Source organism: Candidatus Palauibacter soopunensis (assembly GCF_947581735.1).
Lineage (GTDB): Bacteria > Gemmatimonadota > Gemmatimonadetes > Palauibacterales > Palauibacteraceae > Palauibacter > Palauibacter soopunensis.
Map to the genome: position 1 here is coordinate 84,428 of NZ_CANPVT010000002.1, position 24,134 is coordinate 108,561.

17 protein-coding genes are annotated in these 24,134 nt (G+C 69.2%); 7 read left to right on the forward strand and 10 right to left on the reverse strand.

Annotated elements, in window-relative coordinates:
• Positions 1 to 11 precede the first annotated feature (11 nt).
• From RN901_RS00685 to RN901_RS00715, 7 genes are all read right to left on the reverse strand, one after another.
• Positions 12 to 1,019, reverse strand: coding sequence for an SDR family oxidoreductase (locus RN901_RS00685; RefSeq protein WP_310754783.1), 1,008 nt, complete (start codon positions 1,017 to 1,019; stop codon positions 12 to 14).
• A gap of 4 nt (positions 1,020 to 1,023) precedes the next feature.
• Positions 1,024 to 2,259 carry a hypothetical protein gene (locus RN901_RS00690; RefSeq protein WP_310754784.1) on the reverse strand — a complete coding sequence of 412 codons (1,236 nt, stop codon included), beginning with the start codon at positions 2,257 to 2,259 and terminating at the stop codon, positions 1,024 to 1,026.
• A gap of 13 nt (positions 2,260 to 2,272) precedes the next feature.
• The gene (locus RN901_RS00695; protein WP_310754785.1) at positions 2,273 to 3,712 is read right to left on the reverse strand and encodes an amidohydrolase family protein; all 1,440 of its coding nucleotides are present in this window, start codon (positions 3,710 to 3,712) and stop codon (positions 2,273 to 2,275) included.
• 49 nt (positions 3,713 to 3,761) lie between these two features.
• Positions 3,762 to 6,056 (reverse strand): multicopper oxidase family protein, encoded by a 2,295-nt coding sequence (locus tag RN901_RS00700; RefSeq protein ID WP_310754786.1) that lies wholly within the window; start codon positions 6,054 to 6,056, stop codon positions 3,762 to 3,764.
• A 17-nt stretch (positions 6,057 to 6,073) separates the two neighbouring features.
• Positions 6,074 to 6,472, reverse strand: coding sequence for a peptide-methionine (R)-S-oxide reductase MsrB (gene msrB / locus RN901_RS00705; RefSeq protein WP_310754788.1), 399 nt, complete (start codon positions 6,470 to 6,472; stop codon positions 6,074 to 6,076).
• Positions 6,473 to 6,497: 25 nt separating this feature from the next.
• On the reverse strand, positions 6,498 to 8,033 hold the full coding sequence (locus RN901_RS00710) for a VCBS repeat-containing protein (protein WP_310754789.1): 1,536 nt from the start codon (positions 8,031 to 8,033) through the stop codon (positions 6,498 to 6,500).
• A gap of 74 nt (positions 8,034 to 8,107) precedes the next feature.
• Positions 8,108 to 9,007 carry a rhodanese-like domain-containing protein gene (locus RN901_RS00715; protein ID WP_310754790.1) on the reverse strand — a complete coding sequence of 300 codons (900 nt, stop codon included), beginning with the start codon at positions 9,005 to 9,007 and terminating at the stop codon, positions 8,108 to 8,110.
• 181 nt (positions 9,008 to 9,188) lie between these two features.
• On the opposite strand from RN901_RS00715, the gene RN901_RS00720 reads away from it, so the two are divergent.
• From RN901_RS00720 to RN901_RS00730, 3 genes are read left to right on the forward strand one after another with little or no spacing between them, the layout of a single operon-like run.
• Positions 9,189 to 10,817, forward strand: coding sequence for a glycosyltransferase (locus RN901_RS00720; protein WP_310754791.1), 1,629 nt, complete (start codon positions 9,189 to 9,191; stop codon positions 10,815 to 10,817).
• Positions 10,814 to 11,749: a sulfotransferase domain-containing protein gene (locus RN901_RS00725; RefSeq protein WP_310754792.1), complete on the forward strand. Its 936-nt coding sequence runs from the start codon at positions 10,814 to 10,816 to the stop codon at positions 11,747 to 11,749. The genes RN901_RS00720 and RN901_RS00725 overlap by 4 nt, the downstream gene beginning before the upstream one ends.
• Positions 11,746 to 12,570, forward strand: coding sequence for a glycosyltransferase family 2 protein (locus RN901_RS00730; RefSeq protein ID WP_310754794.1), 825 nt, complete (start codon positions 11,746 to 11,748; stop codon positions 12,568 to 12,570). The genes RN901_RS00725 and RN901_RS00730 overlap by 4 nt, the downstream gene beginning before the upstream one ends.
• Here RN901_RS00730 and RN901_RS00735 read toward each other — a convergent pair.
• From RN901_RS00735 to RN901_RS00745, 3 genes are all read right to left on the reverse strand, one after another.
• Positions 12,561 to 13,445, reverse strand: coding sequence for a glycosyltransferase (locus RN901_RS00735; RefSeq protein ID WP_310754796.1), 885 nt, complete (start codon positions 13,443 to 13,445; stop codon positions 12,561 to 12,563). The two genes, RN901_RS00730 and RN901_RS00735, sit on opposite strands and share 10 nt — an antisense overlap.
• A 31-nt stretch (positions 13,446 to 13,476) precedes the next feature.
• Positions 13,477 to 16,278: a M14 family metallopeptidase gene (locus RN901_RS00740; protein WP_310754798.1), complete on the reverse strand. Its 2,802-nt coding sequence runs from the start codon at positions 16,276 to 16,278 to the stop codon at positions 13,477 to 13,479.
• A 191-nt stretch (positions 16,279 to 16,469) separates the two neighbouring features.
• The gene (locus RN901_RS00745) at positions 16,470 to 19,721 is read right to left on the reverse strand and encodes a hypothetical protein (RefSeq protein WP_310754800.1); all 3,252 of its coding nucleotides are present in this window, start codon (positions 19,719 to 19,721) and stop codon (positions 16,470 to 16,472) included.
• A 284-nt stretch (positions 19,722 to 20,005) separates the two neighbouring features.
• Here RN901_RS00745 and RN901_RS00750 point away from each other — a divergent pair, with 284 nt between their 5' ends.
• The 4 genes from RN901_RS00750 to RN901_RS00765 all read left to right on the forward strand — a co-directional run bounded on the left by RN901_RS00750 (position 20,006) and on the right by RN901_RS00765 (position 24,059).
• Positions 20,006 to 21,595: a M56 family metallopeptidase gene (locus tag RN901_RS00750; RefSeq protein ID WP_310754802.1), complete on the forward strand. Its 1,590-nt coding sequence runs from the start codon at positions 20,006 to 20,008 to the stop codon at positions 21,593 to 21,595.
• A 59-nt stretch (positions 21,596 to 21,654) separates the two neighbouring features.
• On the forward strand, positions 21,655 to 22,023 hold the full coding sequence (locus tag RN901_RS00755) for a BlaI/MecI/CopY family transcriptional regulator (RefSeq protein WP_310754804.1): 369 nt from the start codon (positions 21,655 to 21,657) through the stop codon (positions 22,021 to 22,023).
• A 131-nt stretch (positions 22,024 to 22,154) separates the two neighbouring features.
• Positions 22,155 to 22,886 (forward strand): creatininase family protein, encoded by a 732-nt coding sequence (locus RN901_RS00760; protein ID WP_310754805.1) that lies wholly within the window; start codon positions 22,155 to 22,157, stop codon positions 22,884 to 22,886.
• A 45-nt stretch (positions 22,887 to 22,931) separates the two neighbouring features.
• Positions 22,932 to 24,059: an amidohydrolase family protein gene (locus RN901_RS00765; protein ID WP_310754807.1), complete on the forward strand. Its 1,128-nt coding sequence runs from the start codon at positions 22,932 to 22,934 to the stop codon at positions 24,057 to 24,059.
• The last annotated feature ends 75 nt before the right edge of the window (positions 24,060 to 24,134 follow it).

Below are 24,134 nucleotides of genomic sequence, written 5' to 3' on the forward strand. Positions count from 1 at the left end.
GCTGGCGCGCGCTACTCGTGGCGGGCGAGCCACGTGCGGAGGTGCTCGGTTTCGTCGCTGGCGGACGGATCGAGTTCCGCCTGGTAGAGCCGACTGCGGATGACGAAGACGTCCAGCTCGTCCGGCGGTGCATCTCGCTCGAGGATGGCCCGGACCTTCTTCAGGAAGAACGTGCCCCAGTCGGGCCGGCGGCCGTCGACATCGGTGAAGCCGTACTCCTTCGCGAGACCCCAACTCGAGAACAGTCCGCCGCTCTTCGCAGCGACGTTCGGGTCGGCGGCGAGCGCGGCGATGGCACGGCCGACGTGGCACGGCGTCTCCGACTCGGCGAAGTATTCGTCCTTCTCGATCGCGTCGCGCCAGTCGGCCTCGGTGACGTCGAAGTGGTCGAGCACCGCCTCGGAGCGCAGGAATCCGGGGGTGATCGCCAACGCCGTCACGCCGTGCGGGTGGAGGTCGGCGGCCATCGCGTAAGCGAGCCGGACGACCGCGTTCTTCGCCAAATCGTAGAACAGGTTGCCGCGATAGCCGAACGTGTCGCCGTCGGTGACCTCGACGATGAGGCCGGCGTTGCGCTCGACCATCAGCGGAGCGCCGTGGCGGCTCGTGATGATGTGAGTGTGGACGGCGCGCTTCAGCAGCCGCTCGCCCTGCGCGATGGAGAGTTCCCAGAAGGGCTTCCCCCACTCGGTCAGCGCATCGCCACCCCAGATGTCGTTCACCAGGACGTCGAGACGGCCCGCCTCGACGTGGACGCGGGCGAAGAGCCGCTCAACCTCGGATTCGACCGTGTGGTCGGTGCGGATGGCGATGCCCCGGCCCCCCTCCGACGTCACCAGCTCCGCCGTCTCCTCCAGCGTCTCCGGCCGCCCCGGCGTGGCCGGACGGCCCCGGACGCTGCGGCCGGTGCAGTAGACGGTGGCGCCCGCCTCGCCGAGCATGCGGGCGATGCCGCGCCCGGCGCCGCGCGTCGCTCCGGCGACGACGGCCACCCGGTTTTTCAGCGGACGGTCCGGCATATGTTCAGAAGCGCAGGCGAAGGAGCGGGACGTGCCAGGCCGTGTGCCGCCGCCCGTTCCGCTCCGGATCGGGGACGGTCGTCGGGAACGGCATCGGCAGACCGACCTCTGGTCGTGCTCCACCCGACCAGTTCAGGAGCGCCGGCGATGACGAACCGAACGCCGCTCGGGCCGCACCCGACTCTCCTTCCGGTGCGCCGTCGCCCTCGGGAGTCAGCAGGATCCCCAGGCCCAGACCCGCGAGACTCGTCGCGAGCGGAATCGCGAGCTCGCCGCTGGTGCTGTTCGGCTTCGTGATGAGCACGAGGCCGACCCCGCCGAAGCCGCCGATCAGACCCCCGAGGCTGATGAGGTGCGCGCGGCGGGAGGACAGATCGAACCGGCTCCCGGCCAGCGCTCCGGCGACCAGGCCCGCGTTGCCCACGAGCAGCGTGCTCGCCCAGATGGCGTCGTCGTCCAGATCCAGCGCGGTCGCTCCCCCGAGTCCGAACCACGTCCCCCACAGGCTGCCCAGGTACGTCGCCGAGGCCGTGCCTTCGGAAGTGTCGCGCGAGAGGAGCGCGGCCGTCACGATGCCGGCCAGTCCGCCGGCGAGAGCCGCCGTCACGGCCTCCTGCTCGCCCGGGTCGCAGTACTCGCAGCCCGGATCGGCACCCAGATTCAGGGCGTGCGCCCAGCCCACGCCCTGCCAGGTGCCCCACGTGCCGGCCCAACTGATCGTGCGCGACCGTCCCACCGAGAGAGAACGCGAGAACACGCGGCCGGCCAGGTAGCCCACCGGCCCGCCGAGCAGAAGACCGACGCCGTGCGACTCGGAACTGCTCGCATCCGCCAGCAGGGGCACCGCGACGCCCCCCAGCCACAGACCGTAGAGCGTCGACCAGACGCGGAACTCCGTGTCGCCGCGCTGGTCCTGCGGCGCGGCGCCCGGCGCCGGCCCCGTCGGCGCCGCCCCGCCCGGCGCCCCCAACGCTTCCAGCCGGGTCCGGGACATCTCCGCCCCGGGGGTGTCGGGGTAACGGCGGATGACCTCCTCATACAGGGCCCGGGCGACCTCGAGTTCTCCGCGCTCCTCGAAGTCGGCGGCGGTCGCGACGAGCACCGCAGCGGAATCCGCGGCGGTCAACTGGGCGGTGGCGGGCCGCGGGCCGCCGAGGACCGCGGCCAGGAGAGCGATGATCGCCAGGTCCCGGAGCCGGACCCTCACCTCCCCGTGCAGGGCCGCCAGTCGCGAGTTCACCGGGGACAGCCGGTCAGCGGATGCCGACGATCCCGCGGACCGACTCGATGAGCCCGGGCGCGTCCCAGCCCACACCGCCCTTGAACACGATGCGCGTCTCGCGAATATGGCCGTCCGCCTCGGGGTCGCCCTCCAGCACGACGAGGTCCGCGACCTTGCCGACCTCGATCGTCCCCGTTTCGTCGTCGATCCCCAGCACCCTGGCGCCGTTCGCGCTCATGATCCGCACGACCTCGGCGGGCGTGAACCCGGCCTCGAGCAGCAGTTCGTAGTTCTTCTGGTCGCCGTATCCCGGGGGCGCCGCGCCGTACCCCGTCGGGTCGACACCGGCCGCGAGCGTGCCCCCCGCCTGCACGAATGCGTATTCGTACTCGAGCGCCTTCCGGTAGACGTCGGGGTGGATCCCGATCCCGGAATCGAGGGTCGCGTTCCGCCGCAGGTCCGCGATCTCCCGCACCTCCGCCGCGATCTCGGGCGCGAGGATGTCGTAGATGCGCTCGTCGATCGGACCCCGGCCCGGCACGGAGATCTCGTACACGGCAAGCGTCGAGGTCATCGCGACGTCGTTCTCGATCATCATGCGGAACGTTTCCTGCACCTCCTCGGAGTTCACGTCGAGGTCGGCGTAGCCGTTCCGGAACCCCGACGGGCAGTCGTCCGGCTCCTTCCCGGGGAAGTACTCGCTGTTCGCGAGCAGGCCGTGCTCCAGGTTGTCGATCCCGAGCGCCACCGCCTCCCGGTATCCGACGGAGCAGAGGTGCGCCGTCACCTTCACGCCGTGCCGGTGCGCCTCGTCGATCGCCGCGCCGAGTTCCTCGCGGCTGATCCACGTGTACGCCTTGAACCAGGGCACGCCCTCCTCGGCCCAGTAGCGGACGAGGCGCCGGGCCTGCTCCGGTCCCTCGAGCTGGGCCATCGATCGCGAACCCTCCTGCCCCGTGAGGTAGGGACCGGTCGTGAACATGTTGGGGCCGATGGCGCGGCCCTCATCGATCGCGCGCTTGAGGTTGATCTCCTCGTACGGCGCGCGGGCTCCCGTCGTCCGGATCGTCGTCACGCCGGACGCGAGGTAGAGCCGCGACCCCGAGAAGGAGAGCTGCGCCGCGCGTCCGTTCCCGCCCGTGTAGTAGCTGTGGTTGTGGAGCCCGATGAGGCCCGGGATGACGGTATGGCCGGAGAGGTCGAGCACCTGCGCGTTCCGGATCCGGTCCGCGACCTCGGCGGCGGGGCCGATGTCGGCGATGCGGCCGTCCCGGATGACGACCGTCTGTCCCTCGCGGGCGGGGCCGCCGGTCCCATCGATCACCTTGACGTTCGTGAGCGCGACGGTCGGCGCCTGCACCGCGATGAAGTCCTCCATCGCTTCCTGCGACTGCGCTTCCGTGGACGACATGCCTCCAGCGGCGAGCGCCGCGAAGAGGGTGGAAAAGAGGCGGCTGCGGGCGGTCATCATGAGTACTTCCTTTCCGGAGCTGCGCACGGTCGCCGGGACGGCCGAGCGATCACGGCGGGGCGGCGGCGACGTTCATCACCATCTTCATCCCGGCTTCGAGGTGTTCCGCGATGTGGCAGTGGATCATCCAGCGGCCGGGGTTCGACAGTTCCAGCAGGATGTCCGTGGTCGATGCGGCGGGCAACAGGACCGTGTCCTTCCAGACCAGGTTCGGGTTCGGCACGCCGTTCTGCGAGAGGACGAGGAAGCGCTGCCCGTGTATGTGGAGCGGGTGCTGCATGGCGTGGAAGGCGCCCCGGTCGTTCACGACGCGGATCTTGACGACGTCCCCGACCGCGAAGTCCCACCCGATCTCCTCGTTCTCCCGCCCGGTGGCCGTTTCCCGCAGGATCCAGCGGATTTCGCGGCCCGTCGTGGCCCAGTTCATGCGCGGCATCGTCCCGGTCCATTCCACGGGATTGAAGTAGACCCAGTCGTAGGCCATCGAGCGTTCGATGGGGAGCGGGAGATCCTCGGTCTCGAGCGTCATCACGAGTTCGTGGTCGGGATCGTCGTCGAATCGCGGCCGGTAGCGGTCGATGTCCGCGATGACGTCGGCGTGCTCGCGCAGCGTCCCGAACGCGGCTCCGTAGTCGTCGGTCGCGGCCCGTGGCGCGACCGTCACGTGGCCCAGCGTCCGGAGCTCGGCCCGAAAGACGCCCTGCCGATGGTTGATCCCCTGAACGTGACTGACGAGGGCGTGGCGGCCGGGACGGTCGAAGCGGACGTCGATCACGTAGCGCTCCGCCGGCGCCAGAACCACGCTTCGGACCCGTTCCTCGCGCTCGAAGCGACCCACATCCGACGCGACCACCTTGAGCGGAAGACGATTCGGATCCGCCGCATCGGGATCGGCGACGCGCTGGTCGGGATCGGGAAGCCCGCCGCGTTCCGTGTCCACGAACGAGAGATTGAACGTCCGCGTATTGGAGGCGTTCGTGAGGTGGAAGCGGACAACTTCGCCACGGTCGACCTCCAGTTCGTAGCCGGGCTCGCCGTTGACGAGGGCCTGGTTCCCGAACCGGCCCATCAGCATGTAGTTCGCCGACTCCTCCCCGAAGTCGACGAGCCCTTCCTCGTCCAGGAGGATGTCGTCGAGCATGAGGACTTCCTCGCGGTTGGCCGGGCCGTAGTAGTCCGTGGCCGCGGGGTCGACGACGAGGTTCCCGTACAGGCCGAGTTCCTGCTGGATGTCCTCGCGGTGGTGCGGGTGGTACCAGTAGATGCCCGCGTCCGGGAAGAAGATCCGATACCGGAAGGATTCGCCGGGCGCGACAGGGTCCTGGGTGAGGCCGGGCACGCCGTCGAACGCGTTGTCGAGCCGGATCCCGTGCCAGTGCACCGCCGTCGGGTACGGGGTCCGGTTCGTGAAGTTCACGAAGATGGTGGACTGCTCCGGGACGCGGATGAGGGGTCCGGGGTGCTGGCCGTTGAAGGCGAGCATGGCGAGGCGGCGGCCCTCGATCTCGCGCCGGATGATGGTCGCCTCGAGGTCGAGCGTGCCCCCGTCGGGGAGATCGACGAGCTGGCGCGGGCCGGCCTCGGGGAGCGACTCCCACGGGGGCAGGTCGGCCGCGCTTCGGAGGCTCGCGGGACGGGCGCGCGGTTCGAGGTCCATCACGCCGGGCAGCATGGCGATGCCGGGGTACGCGGGCGGCGCATCCCAGCGCGTCGGGGCCCGGTCGGCCGCCCGCCGCGTCGCCGACGGCGCGAGGGCCAGGAGGTCGTGCGCTTCCATGAGCGCGGACGGCGAGCGTCCTCTGAGCACGAGCGGCCCCTCGCGCCCTTCCACCTCGGCGGACGCCTCCGCGCTGACCATCACGAGGAACTTGTTGAACGCGACGCGCCCCAGCCGGTGTTCGCCGTTCCCGACCGGGCCCAGGGGCACCACGGGAGCCAGTTCGAGCGGCGTCGCCCACGCCATGTAGACCGTGTACGGCCCAAGGCTGGAGGGCGGCGGGAGACCCTCGATGTGCGCGGTCAGCGCGCGGACGTGATGGCCGGTCGGCGTCACCGTCACGCCGAACGGCGACGGCACCCGCCCGAGTTCGACGAAGCCCTGCGCGTCGCCGCCCCGCGCCGTGGAGAAGAGGCTGATGCAGTGGAGGTCGGCCGCCACCCGCCCCGTCGGCGTGTCCGTGAGCGCCCCCGCCGCTCCGGCGGCGCGCGTCTCCGCGGTTCGCGCTTCGCAGGCGCCGCTGGAGCCCGGAAGCTGGCCCGCCGCGGCGGGGACCATGGAGAAGAAAGCCGCGGCTCCCGCCGCCAGCCCCCGGAGGAGAACCGGGACGCGCACGTCCTCGCGCACGCTCCGGAGGCTCCGGATCAGTCCTCGTCCGGGATGAACCGGAGCGCGACGCCGTTGTTGCAGAAGCGCTTGCCCGTGGGTTCGGGGCCATCGTTGAACACGTGGCCGTGGTGGCCCCCGCAGCCGGAGCAGTGATACTCCGTTCGCGGCAGAATGAGCTTGAAGTCGCGTTTCGTCTCGAAGGCCTCGGGCAGCGTCTCGAAAAAACTCGGCCACCCCGTGCCGCTGTCGTACTTCATGTCGGTCGTGAAGAGCGCCTGTCCGCACGCCGCGCACGCGAACGTGCCGGGGCGCTTCTCATCGTTCAGCGGGCTCGTCCCCGCGCGTTCGGTCGCTTCCTCGAACAGCACCTCGTAGGCCTGCTCCGGAAGCTTCTCCCGCCATTCCTCCTTCGCCTTCCTGCCTGTCTTCCCCATCTTTCCCGTCTTCCCGTCTACCGGGTCAGCCCCCGGGGTTCTCCAGGATGAAGATCTTGTCGTCCGTCTCATCCACGCCGGTGAGATCGAGATCCCCATCCAGATCGCGATCGTGAATGACCACGCACGAGCCGTTCGTGCTCGCCGCGTACGACCGCGGGTTCACGAGCGTTCCGTCGCCCGCGTTCTCGTGCACGGTGAAGCTGTTGCCCTCGAAATCGCTCGTCACCACGTCGAGGTCGCCGTCGCCGTCGATGTCGCCCACGTCGACCGCCAGCGGCGACTCGCCCGTCTCGTATTCGACGGGATCCGCGAAGCCGCCCGCGCCGTCGCCGATGAGGACCGCGACGTTGTTCCCTTCACGGTTCGCGGACATCACGTCGACGTTCCCGTCGCCGTTCACGTCGCCCGCCACGATCATCCACGGCTTGCCGCCGGCGCGCACGCGCGTGCCCAGCTCGAGGTTGCCGCGCCCGTCCCCCAGGTAGGCGAGGACCTCATCGGTGAAGTAGGCTCCGACGAGCAGGTCGGGCAGGCCGTCGTTGTTCACGTCGGCCGTGGCGCACGTCTTCTCGCCCTGGCCCGGCGAGGCAATCTCGGAGGCGCGGCGCAGATCGCCGGTGCCATCCGCGTTGTTGAGCAGCATCGCCACGTTGCCGCGCGACTCCTCCGGTCCGACGGACATGTTCACGGCCGCCACGTCCGGCCAGCCGTCCTGGTCGAAGTCGCCGATGCACACGCCGCGGACGTTCTGGCCGGACTCGATGTTGCTCCCCAGTTCGAACCAGCCGTTCCCGTCGGCGAGGAAGACGGACACGAGATCGTTCCCCGCGTTCCCGACCACGAAATCCGTGAGGCCGTCGCCGTTGAAGTCCGCCCCTTCGTTGGGGCTCGGCCAGCTTCCGCCCGGGATGTCGAGGACGCGGAACTCGCTGTAGTCCCCCGTGCCGTCGTTGAACATCACGCGGACGTCCGCCGACACCTCGTTGGGGATCGCGATGTCGGGATAGCCGTCGCCGTTGAAGTCGCCGGCGTAGGCACCGTACGGCTGGACGTGCTTCTCGCCGTCGTCGAGGACCGTCCGCGCGCCGCGGTCGACCATGTCGAGCGAGCCGGGCTGAGGCCGGATCCAGAAGTTCCACGCGAAACCCGTCTCCATGGCGCCACCGGCCGCCAGCTTCTCTCCGGCGCGCAGCGAGGCGGTGACCGACTCGCCGGCGTGGAAGGGTTCGCCGGGCTCGAAGCGGATGCGACGGCCGTCGTCCGAAAGCTGTACGGAGCCGGGCATCACGCCGCTCCAGCGGCCGAACACGGACAGCGCCGCCGGATCGAACCCGCCTGGATCGAGCGGCTGCGCGAGCACCAGTTCGACCGGCGACTCCGGACCGGCGTCGATCGAGTGCGGGGTCGGCGAGACGAGGGACACGACGGCCGACGACGATGCGCCGGCGGACGGCGGGGCCTCCGTCGCGGCCGCCTCACTGCGGTCCGTGCCGACAAGAACGAGCACCGCTACCGCGGCGACGACGAGCGCACCAAGTACTCCGGAGAGGGTCTTCATCTCGCAACCTCCAACAGCGTCAAACCAACGGGGTCCGCCGCACGCGAACCCCTTGTACCACCTGACTTCCCAAGCTACCGGCGTTCACGGCCGGTGACGAGCGGGAGGTCTTCCCGCCGGCCCCAGTCGTTCCAGGAAGCGTCGTAGAACTTCGTGTCGTAGCCGAGATATCTCGAAATCATGTAGGTGTAGCTCGCGCGCATGCCAATGAGGCAGTAGCTGACGACGACGCCGTCCTTCTTCGCCCCCGCTTCCTCGAAACGCGCCTCGACCTCGGCGAGATCGATCAGCGTGGGAATGTCCTCACCCGTGAGATCCTGCCAGTAGAGGTTGTAGGCGCCGGGAATGTGCCCGCCCCGCAGGAAATCCCGGCCTGGCCGCTCGCCGGTATACTCGTTCTCCGGTCGGGCGTCGATGAGCGTGACATCGGGGTCGTCCAGCCGCTCGTGGATCCATTCCGCCGTCACGATCATGTCTTCCCGGACCTCCGCCTCGAAGTCGCCGCGGGTGGGCGCCGCCGGTTCGGCGGCGACTTCGCCCCCCGCCGCCTTCCACGCGGCCAGCCCCCCATCGAGCACCGACGTACGGTCGCCGTGGCCGAGGTAATCCAGCGTCATGAAGACGCGGGCCGCGTGGAGGCCGGGGTCCCCCACCACAACCACATGGCTGTCATTGGAGACGCCCGCGGCGCGGAAGACCTCGACGAGATCCTCGACCGGCGCGAGTTCGGTGATGAGATCGTTCCGCTCGACGGCGATGTCGTGGTACTCGAGAAAGCGCGCCCCCCGCACGTATTCCTCGAGGGGCGCCATGCGGCCCATCCCGACGTGCAGCACGACGACATCGGGGTCGTCGCCGTGTTCAACGAGCCAGTCACCGCTCACCAGGATGCCGGGGTTCGCCTGCGCGGCGCCGGCCTGAACCGAAACTGCCAGCGCTGCCAGCCACATCGTGAGGACTGCCGCTCGTCGCATGGGGATATCTCCGGAACCTTGCATTGGTTGTCTCTTCGCTCGCATTCGACTCGCTTTCTGCTCGAAGTGAGCATATTCCCGCTCCGGAACCGAGAGCAATGCGCCCACGGCGGCCGCGGTCGTCGAGGGTCCCTGAACGGGGTTCAACGGGTTCATGTCGTTCTTACCACATCGTAGCAGGATGGAGTTTCGAAACCGGGAAGGGAACGAGGAGTACGCGTTCTCCCTGCCGCGCCGGAATCGCGCGCCGGGGACGAGCGCCTTCGTGCGGGCAAAGGATGAGGCGTCGAAGATCGAGTACTGTCTGCGCTCGATCCTCCCCGTCTTCGACGAGATCCATGTGATCGACAACGGGAGCCGGGACGACACGCGCGAGATCGTGCGGAGCCTGCGGCGATCCGGAGGCGCGGGAGCGAAGATCCGCCTTCATTCCTATCCGTTCGCGCTGGGGCGGTTCGGGCCCGACCACGACGGGACGCCGGCCGACTCGCTGCATTCTCTCGTCTACTTCACGAACTGGGCGCTGTCCCGCTGCACCCGCCGGTTCGCCTGCAAGTGGGACGCGGACATGGTCCTTGCGGGCGGGCAACGGGGTGCCTTCGCGGGGCTGATCGCCGGACGCGACGGCGGTTGGCCCGCCGCCTGGTCTCTCGCCGGACAGACCGTGTATCGGACGCGGGATGGGTCATTTCTCGCCCCGCGCGGGGAAGTGAACCGCGAGGTGCGGATCGCCCCCTGCGACTATCGCGTCCGGTTCCACAAGCGGGAGCACTGGGAGCAACTCGTCCGCCCCCGCTGGCTTCGGACGCAGCACTTCGCGCCCGTCTGCTTCTACGAGCTGAAGTTCCTGGACGAGGAGGAGTTCGATCACTGGTCGACGATGGACTTCCCCTCGCCCCGCAAACGGCGCGAATGGGCCATGTTCCAGCGCCTCCGCCAAGGTCGAGCGGGCGGCGCGGCTCTTCGCCTGCCTTCGACGTTCCTCGAAGATCAGATCGATTCATCGGCATCACGCGAATCCGGTGGGGGGTCGCCGAGCCGGCATCCGGCGCGCAAGCGCACGCTGTCGCGCCGGATGCCGCGTTTCCTCGGGATCGGCGCCACGCGTGCGGGCACGAGTTGGGTGGCGGCGCAGCTCTCGCGCCACCCGCAGATTCGGATGGACCGGAAGGAGATCCATTTCTTCGACCGCAAGCTCGGAACGCCGGCCCCGAGCGGATCCGCCCGGGATCGAATCGATCGGCTCCGCTATCTCGCACGCGTCGTCCACCCCGGAGGGGGCGGCCGGATCCGCGGCGAAATCACGCCCGCGTACGCGATTCTCGAGCCGGCGGTCGTCCGGCGCGTCGCGGAGTGGATGCCCGACGCGAGACTCATCTTCATGATGCGCGACCCGATCGAGCGCGCGTGGTCGCAGGCGCGGAACGGTTTTCCACGGTGGCGGGGAAAACCCCTGGAGTCCGTCGGCCGCGATGAACTCATCTCCTACTTCGACAGCGGTCCGGTCCGTCGACGCAGCGACTACGCGACGTGCCTGCGCGCGTGGTTCGGGCACTTTCCACGCGAGCACTTCTTCTTCGGGTTCCTGGACGAGATCCGGGAGCGCCCCGCAGACCTGATGCGCGATCTCCTGGGATTCCTCGAGGCGAGGGTCGTGGTGGCGGAGGCGAAGTCGTTGGAGAAACCGGTGAACGCGGCGGTTCCGGTCCCCATGCCGGGCTGGGTGCGCGATCACCTCGAACGGGAGTACGCGTTCGACGCGGACGAAGTCTCGGAACTCATCGGACGGACGGTGCCGTGGTCCCGGTGAACCGGCCGCCGAAGCTCGACCCGCCCCGGGTTCGGCGGCGTCCCGTCCCGGCCGTCACGCGATGGTTCGGGCGCGCCAAGCGCCGGGTCGGCTACTACCGGCTGCGCGACGGAGTCCGGAACCGGCTGCGAGAGCCTCAATTCCTGCGGGCCCTGCGGCCGACGGATGTCTTTCTGGTCGGCCATCCCAAGTCGGGGAACACCTGGCTCGCCTACATGCTGGCCGTGTTTCTGTCGGACGATCGACGCGACGACGTGAACCTCTACAACGTCGGCGACCACGTGCCGTTCGTTCACGGCCGCGACCACGAGATCGCCGCCTGGGGCCACCTCCCGGACCCGAGGGTGTTCCGGAACGAGTATCCCCGCTACCCGCGGCGCTATCCCGGCGCCGTGTATCTCGTGCGCGATCCGCGGGCAGTCCTGGTCTCGTTCCGGCACATGTTCGCGACGATGTTCAACGACCGTGACATGACGCTCTCGAGGTTCGTGGACGGATACCTGTCGGGCGGCGCTCCGTTCGACACCTGGCATCGGCACCTGAGGCGATGGGACCGGCAGGTCGCGGCCGCGCTCCGACGCGCGGAGGGCGGCGAGCGGGTCTGCATCGTGCGCTACGAGGATCTCGTCTCCGACCGCGAGGCGGCCCTGCGCCGCGTGGCGCATTTCGTCGGGGCGGTTCCTGCGGGAGACGTTCCCGCGGGAACGTCCGAGAGGCTTTCCCGGGCGGTGGCGCGCGGGTCGTTCGAGGCCATGCGAGACCTGGAGGGACGCCACGGCGCGGAGGCCTACGCGGGGCGCGCCCGTGGCGAGGGACGGTTTATTCGCCGGGGGCAGGCGGAGGGTTGGAAGGATGAGATGGACCCCGCGGACGCCGCCCGGATCGAAGCCGCGTTCGGCCCCGTCATGGAGCGCGCGGGATACCTGACTTGAAGGCGCCCGACGGCCCCGGCATCGCGGTCATCGTCTCCACCTACGAGCGGCCCGACGCTCTCCACGCGGTGCTGCGGAGTCTCGCCGAACAGACGTACCGCCGGTTCGAGATCGTCGTGGCGGACGACGGTTCCGGCCCGGACACGCGCGAACTCGTTGCGCGACACGCGGAGAAATCCGGCCTCGACCTGCGGCACGTCCGGCAGGAAGACCGCGGGTATCGACTGGCCGGGATCCGGAACATGGCCGCCGCCGCCACCGAGCAGCCGTATCTGGTCTTCCTCGACGGCGACTGCCTCGTGCGGCCGGACTACCTGGAGAGACACGCCCGGCTCGCGGAGCCGCGGCATTTCGTCCACGGCAGCCGGGTGAGGCTCGACCCCGGACTCTCGCGGTCCGCAATCGCGCGAGAGCAAGCGGCAATCGAGGGTTGGAGCGCCGCCCGCTGGCTCGGCGAGTGGCTTCGGGGACGCACCGACCGGTTCACGCCGCTGCTTCGCCTGCCGCTGGGACCTCTGCGCCGGACGTCGCCGCGGCGGTGGCGTGGCGTCAAGGGATGCAATCTCGCCGTGTGGCGCTCCGACTTCCTGGCGGTGAACGGGTTCGACGAAGGCTTCGAAGGCTGGGGGTTCGAGGACAACGATCTCGTCGTTCGCCTGCTACGGCACGGAGTGCGACGCAAGGAGGGCCGCTACGCCGTCCCCGTTTTGCACCTCTGGCACAAGTCGCGCCCACCCGACCCCGCCGGTCGGGAACGCTTCGAACGCCGGCTCCGCTCCGACACGGTCCGCGCCGAACGGGGAATCGACAGCTACGAGTGAGCCGGTCGCGGGCCCTTCCGAATCCCGTGTTCCGTCCAGTCGCGCCCGCGGGCGAAACCCCCGAAGATCCGGAGCGGCCGGGGCACGCCGCGGGTTTCGGCCCGCAGCCGTTCGTTCCTCGCCTGCGCGTCGGGATCGAGCCAGGGCCGGTCGTGCTCCACGTGCGCGCACACCGCCCGATGCCGAGCCTGGACGGGCCGAATCCCGGCGTTGCGGAGGCGCTCGCCGAGTTCGCGGTCTTCGACCGGATACGTCATGCGCTCGTCGAAGCCGTTTACGCGCAGGAGGTCGGTCTTCCAGGCCGAAGCGTTGTGCCCGTTCCACGTCGCTCGCGTGGTCGTCATGCGATCGAACCACGCGGCACGGCGCGGCGCGCGGCCGAGTTTGCTCCGGTCCCGCTTCCGGCTCAGCGCTCCCGTCTCATCGAGCCACGTCGACTCGAACAGCGAACCGTCGAGCACATCTTCTCTCTCGATTCGCGTCCCGGCCGCGCTCGAGAGGCGAACTCTCCCGCCGGAAACGAAGAACCCCGGCCTGGCGAGCCGCGCGTGCGTATCCACGAAGTCCTCGCGCGGGATGCAGTCGCCGTCGCTGAGGATGAGGTAGTCTCCGCGGGCCTCGACGATCGCGCGGTTCAGGATTCGACACTTCCTGAACCCGTCGTCCTCCTGCCAGACGTGGGAGATCGCGAGACCGGTGGACGCCCGCAGGCGCTCGATCCGATCGCACGTCTCCGGCCCCGAGCCGTCATCCGCGACAACGATCTCGAACCCATCGCGCTTCTGTGCCGAATAGCCCCAGAGCGCGCGTTCCAACTCGTCCGGCGCCTCGTACGTGCTCAGGATGACGGAGAGGGCAGCGGGCTCGCCGCTCATGCGGCCCCCTCCGTCGGATCCAGCGGCGCGCCTACGGCCGGTCCGGCTCGGCGGACGAGAGGGCGATCGCGTTGAAGAGGAACTTGAAGGTGCCGTGCGGCTGCGCACGCCGCGTGACGAGCGGGCCGAACAGGTACAGATGCCCATTGCCCACCTTCGCTTCCGCCATCGTCACGCCGCCCTGGAGGTGCTCCTGACCCCACGCCCAACCGCTGATGAGGGGCCTGTCCGTCTCGAACCAGGCGAGTGGCGTCACCCCGTTCGCCCCGTCGTTCCTCGCCGCCAGCGCCGATGCGCCGAACACGGGGCTGTTGTTGAACGACACCGCGAGCGTCGACGGAACCCCCGTGGCAACGAGCCGCGAGTTGTCCACCGTGACCTCCAGAATCGACCCGGGCACGTAGTACTCCTCCCGGCCCAGCGCCTCGCCGTCCTTGACCAGATGGTCCTCGAGCGGGAGTCCCAGCTCCTTCCCGAGGGCCGTCGAACCGCCGATGGTGACGATCGAACCGCCGTCCTCAAGGAATTCGATCAGTGCCGGTGTCGTCGCATCGGAGGTGACCCGGCCGAGCCGGTCCCGGTACTCCTCGGGAATCGTCTCCGGATCCGGCGAACCTCCTCCCCCGAACTGGAACCGCGAGCCGATGGCGCCCTGCGGGAAAATGATGACGTCGTAGTCGTCGCGCAGATCTCCCGCGTCGAGCCGCTGCGGGAAGACGAGTTCGAAGTCCGCGTACTCGAACTGCTCGAGGATCCAGCGGATCCAGCCGGACGGCATGGAGCCGCCGTACGTGTCCCAGAGCGCGATCCGGGGCGCCTCGAGGCGCAGGGCGTCCACGTTCGGATCGTTTTCCAGACCCCGGAAGTCGATCCCCAGTTCGGCGGCCAGCGACGCGACCGCGTCGTCCGTTCCGCGGCGGCTCTTCACGTAGAACGTGCCGGCCGGGTGCATTTGCCCACCCTCGCGCAGCGGCGACGTGAGCCAGTAGACCTCGTGTCCCGATGCCTGGAGCCGGTTGATGGCCCTGAACGCGTCGTTCGCCTCGTGGCTGAACACGAAGCCGTCCGCCCCGTCCGCGTCCGCGACCGCTCCGGGCATCGGGCTCGCGTTCCACTCCGCGATCTCCTCGAACGGCCCGTCGAAGCCTTCCAGGATGCGGTCGAACTCCACCCCCATCTGGACGGCGAGCGTCCACCCCGCGTTGTCGTACGGCGGCGTCGGGGCTGCCCCCGGATAGAGGAAGTCGTCCGGGTGGTCCTGCGGCTCGAACATGTCGAGGACGTGCGGCCGGAACGCCTGCGCGGCCCGCACCACGTAGGAGCCCGCGGGATACTCCTTCCCTTCGACGGTGAAGTCGGATGTCGCCCGCTCCACGATCACGCCGCCCTCGAGCAGCGCATTGACGAACTGCGTCGCGGTCGGGAAGTCGGCCTGGTCCGATGGGAGGATGTACCCGCGGGGATCGCGCAGATCGGGCTCGAACAGCCTGTCGTATTCGGCGCGAGTGCCGCGGCTGCCGCCGAAACCGCCCACGTTGCGGGCGAAGTCGGTCTCCGCCGCCCCGGCCCGCATTTCCTCGCGCAACCACTCCACTCGCCTGGGATGGATCGTCCAGCTGTCCTTGCTGCCGCGCTCGATCGAGTTCATCCCCATGCGCCAGATGCGGTACAGGAACGTCTCGCGGTAGCGGGAAGCGACATCGAGCACCGCCTTGTTCGCGGTCACCGAATAGTCGACGGACTGTCGAAAGTGCCACGGCTGCGGCTCGATCGGGGCCGGCAGATTATCGTTGGGCAGCACCCGTTCGAGAATCAGCGGGATCTCCATCGGGGTCGGATTCCCGATCGTTTCCGTGAGGAGCCCGATCATGTTCTTGAAGTAGGGCGTCGTGCGCAGACCGCCGTTCCACCACGTGGAGTAGTTCGCGCCGCGTCGCCGCGTCGCCCCCGGCTTCCCCTCCTCCGTGAAGCGCGAGTGCATGGCGGACCCCACGAGATCGATCCCGGTGATGACCATCGGGTCGATGTTGTAGTTGAACGGATCGCGGAACGGGGGCGCGAAAAGCACGGTCCCGGTGGGTCCCGTCTGGTGGTGGTTGTAGACGATCTGCGGATACCACGTCCGGTACATCTGCCGGTTCATGTTCTCGGATTCCGGCTGGAAGGACGTGTAGAAGTCCCGGTTGTTGTCGTGCCCCACGTACTTCTGGTAGAGGACGGGGATCCCGCGCGTGGAGCGCTCCGTCTTCTCCTCGACCCGCGTGTACCAGTTCGAGACGAGGTCCATCCCGTCGGGGTTCGCGTGGACGAAGAGGATGATGACGTCGTCGAGGATCCGCATCGTCTCGTCGTCGGTCCCGCTCACGAACTGCCACAGCGTCTCCATCAACTGCTGCGCGCCCAGCACCTCCGTGGCGTGGAGGCCACCGTCGATCCACACGATGGCCTTTCCGCGCCGGGCGAGTTCTCGCGCTTCCTCCTCGGTCACGCCCCTGGCGAGCGCGAGGCGGGCGGAAATCTCCCGATATTCGTCGAGGTTCGCGTGGTTCTCGGGCGAGGTGACGATCGCCATGAGCTGGTCTCGGCCCTCGGCCGTCGTCCCGATCGACTGCAGCGTCATGCGTGGGGACTCGGCGGCCAGCGTCTCCCAGTAGCCGGTGAGGTCGCCGTAGTCCGGCAGTTCGTAGTCGGCGCCGATCTCATGCCCGAAGAAGGCCTCCGGGGTCGTCAGCTCCTGCGCGAGGCCGGGCTGCGCGGTCAGGACGCCGAGGACGATCGCGGCCACGGTCAGGATGCCGCGGGCCGAAGCCCGATTGGGGGCGAAAAACGACATGTGCGGACTCTCCTTACGCAGATCGTGTGCAGAGTTGCGGCGCCCATTATGGCGACGGCGTGCCCGGGAAGCCAAAGCACGCCGGCCCCGAAGCGCCGCCGCCCGCCGGCGCGCCCAATCTTCCGGGCTCGCGGCGGGCGGCTTGGACTGGAGCCGGGTCGACTCCTGACCCTGGCAGTCCGGCGGTTGCGTCAGCGCATCGGCGGCATCGGGACCTGTACGGGTTCGCCGAGGTCCGGACGGACCCCCGCGGCCTGCAGCGCCGCGTAGAGCGCCGGCATCCGATCCTCGATTACGGCGTTGAGGCGGTCGATGGCGCCGGGCAGGGCGCCCCAGCCGCGCTCGAGCTGGTAGAGCATGTCCGCCGTCGGCGCCGTGTGGTAGCTGGACAAACCACCGGACACCCCCGCGCCTCCCCGGACCACGTCGAGTTCCTCACCGATCTCGTCCAGCTCCTCGCCCACGGCCTCGACCTCCCCTGTGAGGGACTCGGACACGTCGTGGCCCTCGAGCTGGTCCTCGATGGAGGACAGGTGCTCGCGCAGCCGGGCCAGCGCCTGCAGCCCCTCGTTCGTCGGCTTCGCGAGCGCGTAGCCGCTCATGAGCGCCTCCTGCCGCGCCATGAGGTCGCTCCGGCTGATGTTCACGCGCGGATCGAGCCGCACCGTGACCGAGGTCTCGAGCGTCTGCCCGGCCGCCTCCAATCGCGCCGTGTACGTTCCCGGGAGGACCTTCGGCGCCACGCTGCCGGAGCGGAAGAAGTTGCCACCGCCCGGCGCGGCCGGCAGGGGCTCGTGACGGAGATCCCAGATCACCTCGTTCAGGCCGCGCTCGCCGCCGCCCTCGAGTTCGCGGATCACGGAGCCATCGGAGTCGAGGATCGCGATCGCCGCCTTGCCCGCCATCGCGGACATCGGCGCGGCGTCATCGCCGTTCGCGGACGGACCACCGGAGGTCACGATCCGGTCGCCGGTGTCGCCGCCTTCCTCGTCGGCCGTCGCGGCTTCCGGCAGATCGCTGCCCAGCCAGTAGCGGATCCGGGCGCCCTGCGGCGGGTTCTCCGCCTCCCACACGCCCGGCGTCCAGCCCTGCGGCGTGTAGGGGTTGTAGGCGACCGCCGACTGGGTGGAGAAGAGGTGCGCCTCCGAGGCGAGCACGGCCTGGCTCATCTCCTCGAGCGGCGTGATGTCCTCCATGATCCAGATCCCGCGCCCGTGCGTGCCGATCACGAGATCGTTCTCGCGCTCCTGGATCTTGATGTCGTCCACCGGCGCGGGCGGCATGTTCCGCAGCAGCGGGTGCCACGAGTTGCCGGCGTCGATCGAGAAGTAGGTGCCGATCTCGTTGCCGGCGAAGAGGAGGTTCGCCGCGCGCGGGTGCTGCGCCAGCGCGTTCAGCGACCAGCCGTCGGGAATCCCGTCCCGGACCGCCCGCCACGACTCGCCGAAGTCGTTCGAGACGTACAGGTAGGGGTCCATGTCGTCGTTGCGGTGGTTGTCCCCCGCGACCCACACGGTCCCCGCATCGGCGTGCGACGCCACGATGCGCGTCATGTACAACTGGTCGGGCACGCCCGGCATGTTCGGCGCCACGTTCGTCCATGTCCCGCCGCCATCCCGCGTCACCTGCAGGTTCCCGTCGTCCGTGCCCGCGTACACCACCATCGGATCGAGCGGCGACTCCTCGATCGAGATCATGTTGCCGAAGCTCGACGTCCCGTCGTTCGCCGACATCATCGGCTCCGAGCCGAGGACGCCCATGATCGACAGTGTCTCGCGGTCGATGTTCTTGGTGAGATCCGGCGAGATCTGCTCCCACGTCTGGCCGTAGTCGGGCGTCTTGAACACGACGTTCGACCCGTAGTAGACCGTGTTCGGATCGCTCGGCGACACTTCTACCGGCGTATCCCAGTTCCAGCGGAAGTCGGGCAGATCCTCGTCATCCCCCTCCGGGCGCCCCAGCGGACGCATCCGCAGGCGCTCGCCCGTCTTGAGGTTCACGCGCATGGGGTTCCCGTTCTGGGACTCCGCGATCATCTCCTCGCCGTTGGGATGGAGGACGGTGAAGTAACCGTCGCCGCTCCCCACGTTGTACCAGTCGCGGGGCCGGATCCCCTGGTTGGACCAGGTGTCCGACGGACCGCACCAGGAGCCGTTGTCCTGGAGGCCGCCGCACACGTGGTACGGCTCGCGGTTGTCGACGCCGATCTCGTAGAACTGCGCCAGCGGCAGGTTGGTCAGCTGGCGCCAGTTGTCCGAGCGGTCCCAGCTGATGGAGACGCCGCCGTCGCCGCCCAGAATCAGGTGGTCGGAGTTCGCCGGGTTGATCCACAGCGCGTGGTGGTCCGAGTGGACCTCCGAGGCCGCGTCCGGCGTGAAGTTGTACCCCCCATCCGAGGTGCGGTACAGACTCGAACCGCCCAGGTAGAGCCGCTCCGGATCGTTCGGGTCGATGCGGATCTGGCTGTAGTACATGGGACGGTTGTTCGTCGTGCTCGTCTGCACCCACGTCTCGCCGCGGTCGGTCGACTTGTAGGTCCCCGTCTTGCGGTCGGCGTCTTCCTGGGCACCGAAGCCCTGTCCCGGCGCGCGCGCGTCGGCTTCGACGATCGCCCAGACGAGGTTCCCGTCGCGGCGGTAGATGTCGAGCCCGATGCGCCCGACGTCACCCTCCGGCAGGCCGCCGGCGAGCTTCGTCCAGTTGTCGCCACCGTCCATCGTCCGGTAGATGCCGCCGCCCGGACCGCCGCCGTTGAAGCCCCACAGCGTGCGCTGCCGCTGGTACATGGCCGCGAACAGCGTCATCGGGTCGCCGGGATCCATGGCGAGGTCGATCGCGCCCGTGTGCTCGTCGACGTGGAGGACGAGTTCCCAGGTCTGGCCGCCGTCCATCGTGCGGTACACGCCGCGCTCCGGGTTCGCGCCCCACAGGCGGCCCATCGCCGCGACGTAGGCCACGTCGGGATTCCGCGGGTGGACCTGGATGCGGGAGATATGGTGCGTCGCCTCGAGCCCGAGATGGGTCCAGGTGCGGCCGGCGTCCGTCGACCGGAACACGCCCATCCCCCACGGGGAGGACTGCCGGTTCTGCGGCTCGCCCGAGCCGACCCACACGACGTTCGGGTTCGACGGCGCGAGGGTGATGTCCCCGACGGACAGCATTGTCTGATCGTCGAACACGGACTCGAACGTCGACCCGCCGTTGATTGTCTTCCACACGCCGCCCGTCGCGACGCCGACGTAGAAGGTGGACGGATCGGACTCGTCGACCGCGATGTCGGCGATCCGGCCGCCCATGATCGTGGGTCCGATCTCGCGCCATTCGAGCGCCTGGACGGCCGCCTGCAGATCGGCGTCCTGGGCCAGCGCGGGAAGAGGGGCTGCGGCGAGGGCAAGCACCGCGAGGAGAGACAGAGACACCGGGAGCCCTGAGCGCGTACGCATCTCGATTACCTCGTTCCGGGAGGAGTACCGCGGGAGGGAGCGGTCCGGGCAAGGAACCGGTACCGGCCACCCCACCCGACCACACAGCCTGTATAGAATAGATGAACCCACCGGAATCTGAAACGGGGGCCCACGAATCCGGCTCCCCGACCCCGCCTCCGCCTTGTCTCCGCCTTCTGCCGTGTGTCGCCGCTTGACGTATACGACATCGTGTCGTAAATTTACGACATGTCGTCGTGAAGAATGGCGTTGACAAGGTCGGAGCGAGAGGTGGATAGATACGGATGACGGACGTGATGCTTCAGATCGGGGCCAGCAAGCTGGCGATCTCGATCGGTCTTGCCGGACTGGCGTGGGTCGCGTCGCGGCGCCTCGGGAAGCCGTCGCTGGCGCACGGGCTCTGGCTGCTGCCGCTCGCCGTCCTGCTCGTGCCGCCGTTCGTCTCGATTCCCGTCTGGTCGGGGGGCGTCGATCCGGCGGGCCCTGTGGCCGGGATTGGTGTTCTGGAGGCGGAGTCGGCGCCATCCGCCGGGGCCACGCTGCTTGCCTGGCTGAGGGACGGCGGCAAAGAGGGGCTCGTTTGGCTCTGGCTCCTGGGCACCGCTTCCGTGCTCGGCTGGACGCTCGTGCGCACGCTCCGCTTCCACCGCTCGCTCCTGAGCGCTTCGGAGCCCGCGCCATCCGAGGTTCAGCGCCTCGCGCGGGAGATCGCCCGCAGGCTCGGTCTCGGCGCGGCCCCCGCCGTCTACGCGACGCGCGCGCAACTGTCGCCCATGGTGTGGTGGGCCGGCGGAAAGGTGCGGGTCCTCGTCCCCTCGAAGCTGCTCGCCGAGTTGGACGGGTCCGAATTACGCTGCGTCCTGGCGCATGAACTCGCCCATGTCCGGCGCCGCGACCACGCCGTGCGCTGGCTCGAGTGGCTCGCGTGCGCAGCCTTCTGGTGGAACCCGGTCGCGTGGTGGGCCCGCCGGCGGCTGCGGGCGTCCGAGGAATTGTGCTGCGACGCGCTCGCCGTCACCGCAATCGAGGCCGAACCCCGCACCTACGCCGGGGCGCTGCTCCGGGTGATCGACTTCATTTCGAAGACCCCGGTCCCGGGCCCCCTGACCTTCGCGAGTACGATCGATCGCTGCGGCCGAGCGTCGCGGCTCGAAAGGAGATTCCGCGTGATCATGACGAACCGAACCTCGACCCCCACCCCGCGCTGGCTCCGCGTCGCGCTGCGCTGCGGCGCCGTGTGTCTGCTGGCCGGCGGCCTCGTCTACTGCACCGACCAGTCGGATCTTACCTCCGTCGACCCGGCCGTCGTCCCGGTTGAAAAGGAGTCGATCCTGCACCTCGATGGCCAGGGAGACGATCCGGTCGGCGATGCACCCCTGCGGCCGCAGGTGATGCGCAAGCTGATCGAGGCAATCGCAACGGAACACGCCCTCCCGGCTGACCTCGCCAGGAACCTGCGTGCCGCGGGAGAAACGGCCCTGTCCGGTGGGTCGGTGCGGCTACGTGGAGACGGCGGTCGGGTCGAGGGGCTACGCGGCCGCACCCCCGACATGTTCCTGGCCGTGACTCCGGACGACGGGGCTGGAGATTTCAAGACAGTCGTGTTTGACCTTGCCCGTTTTCGGTCGGCGCTTTCGGAAGGTCCGCTTTCGGAAGAAGCCCTCGCCGCGGAACTCGCCCGGCACCTCCGGGTGAGCCGGAACAACCCGAACATGTCGTTGCTCAAGGGGGTGCATGTGGAGTGTACGGGTGCCGAAGCGGCGGTGCTCGATTCTTCATACGAGTCCCAAATCGCCTCCATGACCATGACGTGCGAAACGGCCAAGACCAGCACCCCAGGGTTCAGCATGAAGGGCGTCGTCAAGAGGAACTGACGGAGCGGTCACCTGACCTTTGACGTCCCACGTCGAGAACGATCGAGAAAGGGTTTCGCATGACGACGCCGCGCCTGGCCAACGCCGAACTCGCGGTCATGGAGCGACTCTGGAAGGAGGGCCGTCTCACGGCGCGTCGCCTCCGCGACCTGCTCTACCCGGACGCGACGAGGTCGGCGCACGGCACCATCCAGCGCCTCCTGCAGCGCCTCGAGGACAAGGGCTTCGTCCACCGTGACGCCAGCCTCGGCACGCAACTCTTCTCCGCCCGGATCAGCCGCGAGGCGTACGCGTCCGCGCGGCTGGAGGCGCTGGCCGACCGCATCACCGGCGGCTCGCTGGTACCGATGATCACGCAGTTGCTGGAAGAGCGGAAGCTCGAGCCCGAGGAGATCGAACGCCTGCGAAAGATCCTGGAGGAAGGATGACGGATCCAGGGTAGCGCCCTCGCCCCAGTCGGCGGATCTTCGGCTCGTGACAGGCGGCTGGGTCCTGCCGCCTTCCTGCCCCAGCGAGCCGGAGCGTCACCCGAATGGCTGCCGAAATACGGATGGAACGGATGACCTCGCCCGAGATCGGGGCGGCGATCGAGGGGGGAATCACGACGGTCGTCGTCGCGGCGGGCGCGATCGAGCAGCACGGGCCGCACCTGCCGCTGTTCGTGGACGCCGAGCACGGCGACCGGCTCGCGATCGAGATCGCCCGGCGGCTCGGGCGCGCGCTCGTGGCTCCGACGATCCGGGTCGGCTGGTCCGCGCATCACATGGCGTTCCCCGGCACCGTCTCCCTCGAGAAGGAGACCTTCCTCGCGGTTTGCAGGGACTACGCCGTCAGCCTCGCGCACCACGGCTTCCGGCGCGTCTGCTTCATCCCATCCCACGGAGGGAACTTCGCCCCGCTTGCCGAGGCGCGGGACTCTTTCAACGAAGCGGCGGGGCCCGACTGTTCCGTGGACGTGTACGCGGACCTGGCCGAGGTCATCGGCGTCTGGCGTGAGGTTGCGGAGGCGGAGGCGGGCTTCGGGAACCGTGTCGGCGGCCACGCGGACATCGCGGAGACGTCGATCATGATGACCATGTACGACGGGATCGTCCGCGAGGAACTGGCCGAGTGCGGACGCCTGACGACGCCCGAAGAGGAACCGGAACTCATCCGGCGCGTGCTCAGCGAAGGGTTCGCGAGCGTGACGCCGAACGGCATCCTCGGCGACGCGCGGGGGGCGACGCCCGAACTCGGCGAGAAGATGATCGCGGCGCTGGCGGACCGCATGGCCGCGCACTTCGAGGCGTAGCTTCGCTTCGGACCCTGGTTCGAACCTGAAGATGGAGACGACGGGATGAGGGACGCGCGGACGGGGATGACGATCGCGATTATGCTGGCGACTGCGACGCCGGCCGCGGCTCAGGCGCGACGCGGCCCGCCGCCCGTGCCGCCGGACACCTCGCCGCCGATGACGGTCGAGGCGTACGACCCCCGCTCGACGCTCGTCGTGCCCGAGAACCCGGTCTCGCGGGCCGCCTTCCCCTTCGTGGACGTACACCTGCACCTCAACGGGACGATGCCGCGGGCGCAGCTCGACCAGCTCGTGCGCGACATGGACGCGCTCAACCTCGCCGTCGGCGTCAACCTGAGCGGCGGCACCGGCCCCCAGCTCGCGCGGCAGATCGAGGCCTTCGAGGCGGCGTATCCCGGCCGTTTCGTCGTGTTCGCGAACGTCGACTTCGGCGACATCGGGGACCCCGAGTTCGGCGCGCTCGCCGCGGCCCGGCTGGAGGCCGATGTCGAGGCCGGCGCCCGCGGGCTCAAGATCTTCAAGAACCTCGGGCTGTGGCTGACCGATGCCGCCGACCGGCGCGTCCCGGTGGACGACCCCCGTCTCGACCCGATCTGGGCGAAGGCGGGAGAACTCGGCATCCCCGTCCTCATCCACTCGGGAGACCCGGCGTCGTTCTGGGAGCCGATGGACGAACGCAACGAGCGCTGGCTCGAGCTTCGCGTGCGGCCCCGGCGCCGCCAGAGCGGCCCGCCCTCCTTCGAGGTGGTGCTGGGCGAGCAGCTGAACATGTTCCGCCGGCACCCGGAGACGACGTTCATCGCCGCCCACCTCGCGTGGCTCGGCCACGATCTCGGCCGCCTCGGGCAGCTCCTGGACGAGATCCCCAACATGAACGTCGGACTCGGCGCCGTGATCTACGAGCCGGGCCGGCAGCCCCGCTTCGCCCGCGAGTTCTTCATCGAGTACCAGGACCGGATCCTGATGGGGAAGGATTCCTGGGCGCCGGACGAGTATCCCACGTACTTCCGGGTGCTGGAGACCGCGGACGAGTACTTCCCCTACTATCGCAGGTACCACGCCTTCTGGCGCATGTACGGCCTCGACCTGCCGGACGAGGTCCTGCGGAAGGTCTACTTCGAGAACGCGCTCCGGATCATCCCCGACATCGATCGAAGCCGTTTTCCCTAGCAGCCCGTGGCAAGAGCCCTGCTGCGGGCTGCCGGACTTCGATTCGAGGTATCCGGCGGTCGAACTCCCGCGCTA